Genomic DNA, 6,096 nt, shown 5'->3' with positions numbered 1-6,096 from the left:
CTGATTATCAATAGCTTTTGTAGTATGTTATGTAAGGGTGTTTTGCAAACGCCTACATAAATAAAACTTTTCGGACACCCTCATAGTAGTATGAAAATAGACAGAGAACTTAAACAAGAAATTAACAAAGAATGGCAAAGTGCTTTCCCTCAATTAACATAAGTTCGAATATAACAGAACATTGGTTTACATTTGTAACATAATATACACAAAATAATTCACCATCAGGTGAAAATTCGTGAAATTAGTGAGAGATTTAAAATATTTTGCTGCTTTTTAAACAACTACTTATCGAACTCTCATTATTTTATTAAGAGTTAAGAAAAAAAGTCTCTTTTGAGAAGTCTGCGAGAGTGAAGTATGTGAGGAATTGGGGCGCGTTTTTTTAAAGCGAATACCGCAAAAAATTGTCATTCGTAACTCGTCATTCGTAATTATTTATTATCTTTGCCCCAATTAAATTAATTATTATTACAATGAAGTTAAAACATATCACCCTTTTAGCAGCAGCATCTTTAGTGTTAGCTGCCTGCAACAATCCTCAAATCCCTGAACAAAAAGAAGCACAAACCCCTCAAAAACCGTTGATTAGCTATGTAGATCCATTTATTGGTACAGGCGGCCACGGGCATACTTACCCTGGGGCAACTACCCCTTTTGGTATGATACAAGTGAGCCCCGTCAATGGTCTTAGCCACTGGGATTGGTGTTCAGGCTATCATTATTCTGATAGTCTAATGGTAGGTTTTGGTCATTTGAGTCTCAGTGGTACAGGGATAGGCGACCTAAACGATATTTTGCTAATGCCTACTACTAAAGAGTATGACCTCAGCGTACTGAAATATGGTCGCAAAGAGCAATACCCCGTGAATGCCCAAGAGTTTCGCGATATGGTGCCTTACAAATCAAAATATAGCCATAAGAACGAAAAAGCAGAAACTGGTTATTACCAAGTGTATTTAGAAGACCCCAAAGTGAATGTAGAACTCACTGCGGCACAACGTTATGCTGTACATCGTTATACTTTCGAAAAAGGAGCAGAGCAGTCTGTAATTTTGAATTTAGGATTTGCTATCAACTGGGATAGCCCTACCAAAACTTCTTTTAGCCAATCACGTAAGAAGTTAGACGCTAATAACAACGGCAATATTATCACAGGTTATCGTTATAGTACTGGCTGGGCTGAAAACCAAAAAGTGTTCTTCGCAATTCAGTTTTCTAAACCTATCAAAAATATTACCTACCAAAAACATAAAGAGGATATTACTTCAGGGCAAATCTTCTTTGATAATACTGATGAGAAGTTAGAGGTAAAAGTAGCCGTTTCGTCAGTAAGTGAAGAAAATGCTTTAGATAACTTGGAGTTATACAACGCTCCTAATTTTGATAAAACCAAATCATTAGCGCAACAACAATGGGAAAAGACCCTTAGCAGTATAGTAGTAGAAACTCCTGTTGATTCTCTCAAAACCATTTTCTACACTGCCCTCTATCACGCACAAGTAGCGCCTGTAACTTTCTCTGATAAAAATGGTCAGTTCCGCTTGCAAAACGATGAAATTGTAAAAACCGAAGGTACTGCTTATTCTACCCTTTCTCTGTGGGATACTTTCCGTGCCGAGCACCCACTGCTTACTCTTTTGCAACCCAAAGTAACTGCCGATATCATTAACTCAATGTTAGCTTACTACCAAGTGCACAAAGTATTGCCCGTTTGGACGCTCTACGGCAATGAAACCAATACAATGACGGGCTATCACTCGGTAGCAGTGATTGCCGAAGCCTATCTCAAAGGTGTACGTGGTTTTGATGCTGAAAAGGCTTACGAGGCAATGAAAACTACAATGATGCAAGACGCACGGGGACTCAAAGCGTACAAAAAATATGGTTACATTCCTTATAACGCAGGGGTAGACGAATCAGTTACCATTACCCTTGAATACGCTTACGACGACTGGTGTGTGGCGCAAATGGCTAAAGCCTTAGGTAAAACTGAAGATGCCGACTTCTTTACCAAACGCTCAGAAGCCTATGCTCACCTATTTGATAAAGAAACGGGCTTTATGCGTGGTAAAAGCACTGATGGTAAATGGCGCACACCTTTTGACCCTAAACGCTCCGACCACCGCGAAAATACCGACTATACCGAAGGTAACGCTTGGCAACACAGCTGGTTTGTGCCTCACAACGTACAAGGACTTATCAACCTATTTGGAGGCAATGAACCTTTTGTAACACACTTAGAAAAACTCTTTACCGAAAGTTCTGAAATCACTGGTGATAACACCTCTCCTGATATTTCAGGACTCATAGGTCAGTATGCGCACGGCAATGAACCGAGCCACCATATTGCCTATATGTTCAACGTAGCAGGACAACCTAAGAAAACCCAATATTGGGTAGATCGCATCTTGCAAACTCAGTACAACACTACCCCTAACGGACTTAGTGGTAATGAGGATTGCGGACAGATGTCGGCTTGGTACATTTGGAGTGCTATGGGCTTATATCCTATGAATCCAGCTTCTACCGAGTATGAGTTCGGTCGTCCACTATTTGATAAAGTAACCATACATTTACCTAACGGAAAGACATTTACAATCATTGCTAAAAATGTGTCTAAAGACAATAAGTATATCCAATCTGTAAAACTCAACGGCAAGGAATACTCTCAATGGCATATTTCTCACCAAGACCTTCTAAAAGGTGGTGAATTAGTTTTTGAAATGACAAACAAATAAATGAAAAGAAATATCTTAATCACAGGAGGAGCTGGCTTTATCGGCTCTCACGTCGTGAGGCTATTTGTAAACAAATACCCCGACTATCAAATTTTTAACTTAGATAAACTCACTTACGCTGGTAACTTAGAAAACGTTGCCGATGTAGCCAATGCCCCTAACTATACCTTTATACAAGCGGATATTTGCGACTACGAGCGTATGAAAGCCCTCTTCGCTGAACATCACATCGATGGAATCATTCACCTTGCTGCCGAAAGTCACGTGGATAGAAGCATTGAAGATCCTTTCAGCTTTGCAAAAACAAATGTAATGGGTACTTTGAGTCTTTTGCAAGCAGCGCGTGAGGCGTGGAAAAATAATATGCAAGGCAAACGCTTTTATCACGTCTCTACCGATGAGGTATACGGCGCCTTAGAAATAGGAGCCCCGCTCTTTACAGAACAAACCCCTTATGACCCTCAATCACCGTATTCGGCATCTAAAGCTTCCTCAGACCATTTTGTGAGAGCTTACCATAACACTTACAAATTGCCTGTGGTGATTTCAAACTGTTCTAACAACTATGGTTCTCACCAATACCCTGAAAAGTTAATACCGGTGTGTATCTATAATATTGTAGATAATAAACCACTACCTATCTATGGCAAAGGCGAAAATATCCGTGATTGGCTTTTTGTGGAAGACCACGCTCGTGCTATCGATACTATTTTTCACCAAGGGAAAGACGGCGATACTTACAACATTGGAGGCTTTAACGAATGGCGTAATATCGATTTAGTGAAGGTTATCATAAAAGAAGTAGATAAGCAGTTAGGTCGCCCTGAAGGCACTTCCGAAAAGCTTATCACTTTCGTAACCGACCGTGCTGGTCACGACCTCCGTTATGCTATTGATGCTACTAAATTGAAAAATGAACTCGGTTGGGAACCTTCCTTGCAGTTTGAAGAAGGTATCCAAAAAACCGTAAAATGGTACCTTTCTAATAGATAAGAGGTAAAGAAGTAAGAGATAAGAAAAACAGAGGCTACACATTAGTAACCTCTGTTTTTTTCTATTCTATAATTTGCTAATCATCTCATTTGCTAATTTGCTAATTATCTCATCTTCTACACACCACTTGGTTCATATATTTTAGATTTACAATGCTGTATTCGTTCAGTTTGTTAGTTTTTTCTAACTGTTTATAGAAAGCTTTGAGATTAGCTTTCTTGAGCGCTTCGTCTTCAAACTTGCCAAAAATAACTTTAAAACTAGGCACGCGCATCAAAAAATCGTATTCGCCATTAGGTTTTACCAATACTTCTGTGATGTTCTCAGCCATCCATTGGTCGTTTTGTATAAACTGCATCAGTGCGTAGGAGGATTGCCAATACTGTTCGGTATTACCTCTGAGTACAGGTACTCGCGCCGAGTAAGAACTCGAGAGAGGCATCTTCTTCCCTTGGGTATCCATATAGTACACCCCTGCTCCGTCATACACACGAGCGATAGGCTCTCGCTGTTTAATTTTGGCATTTAGGGTGCCATCAATCGTGCAAAACACTTCCGATTTCTCAATCATCACATTGTTGTCTAAGAGCTTTTCTATTTCATTTAGCCGAAGGAGTCCCATCGGTTGTTGTGCTTGAGGATCTTTGAAGATAGTGCGGCGTATAGTCTCATCGGTAACGTACATATTCTCGTCCTGATGGTCTACCACCACCTCTTTCACAATACGCATCTTGTTGCGCCCCGATGCAAATATTTGTATGCAAAAGGGCAAAAAGATGATTACAAGTATTTTTAGTATCTTTTTTATCATAATAGATTTGCTAATTTGCTAATTTCTCAATTTGCTAATTAGTATCGTAGCCAAAACGCCTTAATTGTCGTGCATTGCTACGCCAGTCTTTATTTACTTTTACAAAAAGTTCCAAGTGTATTTGTTTGCCAAAAAACTTCTCTAAATCAACACGGGCTTCCACGCCTACTCGTTTTAAGGCTTCTCCTTTATGACCTATGATAATCCCCTTCTGACTTTCGCGCTCTACCATTATCACTGAGCGAATGTGAATAATCATCTCGCTATCCGCAAAACTTTCAGTTTCTACTTCTACCGAATAGGGGATTTCCTTCTTGTAGTGCAATAGTATTTTCTCGCGTATAATTTCATTTACGAAAAAGCGCTCTGGTTTGTCAGTGAGTTGGTCTTTAGGGAAGAAAGCAGGCGATTCAGGCAAAAGCTCTATAATGCGGTTGAACACTACCTCTGTTTGGAAGTTGCGCAAAGCCGAAATAGGAAAAATTTCGGCACGAGGCACTTTTTCCTTCCAGTAAGCTACTTGTTCTTCCAATGTACTTTGGTCGGAAGTATCCACTTTGTTGATGAGCAACAACACAGGCACGTCCAATTTATTGATGCGATTAAAAAAAACTTCATCTTTCAGTTCTTTTTCGCCTATTTCTACCATATAGATAAGAATGTCAGCATCTTCAAAAGCACTTTTCACAAAGTCCATCATCGAGGCTTGTAAGGCGTATGAAGGTTTGATAATCCCAGGGGTGTCCGAAAAAACCACCTGAAAATCATCACCACTTACGATACCAAAAATGCGGTGTCGTGTGGTTTGTGCTTTAGAGGTGATAATAGAAAGTTTTTCGCCTACAAAGGCATTCATAAGGGTAGATTTCCCTACATTAGGATTCCCTATAATATTTACAAATCCAGCTTTATGCATCTGTTAATTGTCAATTGTTAATTGATTGTATCATTCCTTTTCCCCAGTGTGGGTGATTAGGCGTTTTAGGAGTGAAATGGTTAAATTTTTCTAAGGCTATTTTAACTATAGGTTCTGCTTTTTCCTTGCCGCCACCTAATATTTTAGGTTTATAGTAAATACCGATGGCACGAATCACATAAGGACGTGGGTTTTCAGCATTTGCCTTGATAGCTTTTTCAATGTATGCTTTACATATTTTTCCGTATTTAGCTCCGCGAAACATCGGGTTTACTTTCACTTTAGCACTGTTCAGATAGGCGTATAAGGCATTGATTTCCGATACATCGGCATCAGGTTGTTTTTCAGCTATCTTCAAATATTTCTCCGCCTGATTGCAATAACTATCAATCATATCTCCCTGCGACATATCAGCGAGACGTATGTTCACATAAGCCGCATAGTAATTCGCGAGCCAATGCGAAGCCGCTGAGGTAGCAAGAGACTCAAAATCTTTAGCTAAAGTCTGTAATTCTTTAGTAGTATAGCTTTTGTCAAGGAGTTTCACTTTTTCAGTAAGTATAGCTTCCACATCCTGCCCCAAAACTACAGAACAAACTAATAGCAGAAAAAAAGTAATATATCTATTCATTCGT

The 6,096-nt window shown here is 39.5% G+C and carries 5 protein-coding genes; 2 read left to right on the top strand and 3 right to left on the bottom strand.

Features of this window, described 5'->3' with window-relative positions:
• Window positions 1-476: 476 nt before the first annotated feature.
• Window positions 477-2,741: a GH92 family glycosyl hydrolase gene (locus HMPREF9073_RS00560; RefSeq protein ID WP_009750670.1), complete on the top strand. Its 2,265-nt coding sequence runs from the start codon at window positions 477-479 to the stop codon at window positions 2,739-2,741.
• Complete coding sequence (rfbB, locus tag HMPREF9073_RS00555; protein ID WP_009750669.1) at window positions 2,742-3,734, top strand: dTDP-glucose 4,6-dehydratase; 993 nt, start codon at window positions 2,742-2,744, stop codon at window positions 3,732-3,734. It begins immediately after the preceding gene.
• Window positions 3,735-3,843: 109 nt separating this feature from the next.
• On the opposite strand, the gene HMPREF9073_RS00550 is transcribed toward rfbB, so the two are convergent.
• Genes HMPREF9073_RS00550 through HMPREF9073_RS00540 form a run of 3 tightly spaced genes read right to left on the bottom strand, consistent with a single transcriptional unit; the run spans window position 3,844 to window position 6,092 of the window.
• Complete coding sequence (locus tag HMPREF9073_RS00550) at window positions 3,844-4,548, bottom strand: cell division protein FtsQ/DivIB (RefSeq protein WP_198005877.1); 705 nt, start codon at window positions 4,546-4,548, stop codon at window positions 3,844-3,846.
• A 31-nt stretch (window positions 4,549-4,579) separates the two neighbouring features.
• The gene (gene era, locus HMPREF9073_RS00545; RefSeq protein WP_009750667.1) at window positions 4,580-5,461 is read right to left on the bottom strand and encodes a GTPase Era; all 882 of its coding nucleotides are present in this window, start codon (window positions 5,459-5,461) and stop codon (window positions 4,580-4,582) included.
• A 10-nt stretch (window positions 5,462-5,471) separates the two neighbouring features.
• Entirely contained in the window at window positions 5,472-6,092 is a 621-nt protein-coding gene (locus tag HMPREF9073_RS00540; RefSeq protein ID WP_009750666.1) for a hypothetical protein, read from the bottom strand.
• Window positions 6,093-6,096 lie beyond the last annotated feature (4 nt).

Origin of the sequence: Capnocytophaga sp. oral taxon 326 str. F0382 (genome assembly GCF_000318295.1) — a bacterium.
Taxonomy (GTDB): domain Bacteria; phylum Bacteroidota; class Bacteroidia; order Flavobacteriales; family Flavobacteriaceae; genus Capnocytophaga; species Capnocytophaga periodontitidis.
The sequence above is the reverse complement of the archived record's forward strand: the minus strand, read 5'-3'. Positions and strand labels throughout refer to the sequence as shown.

Coding starts and splice junctions, on each gene's coding strand:
- HMPREF9073_RS00560 (WP_009750670.1), top strand. CDS start 477: ATGAAGTTAAAACATATCACCCTTTTAGCAGCAGCATCTTTAGTGTTA.
- rfbB (WP_009750669.1), top strand. CDS start 2,742: ATGAAAAGAAATATCTTAATCACAGGAGGAGCTGGCTTTATCGGCTCT.
- era (WP_009750667.1), bottom strand. CDS start 5,461: ATGCATAAAGCTGGATTTGTAAATATTATAGGGAATCCTAATGTAGGG.
- HMPREF9073_RS00540 (WP_009750666.1), bottom strand. CDS start 6,092: ATGAATAGATATATTACTTTTTTTCTGCTATTAGTTTGTTCTGTAGTT.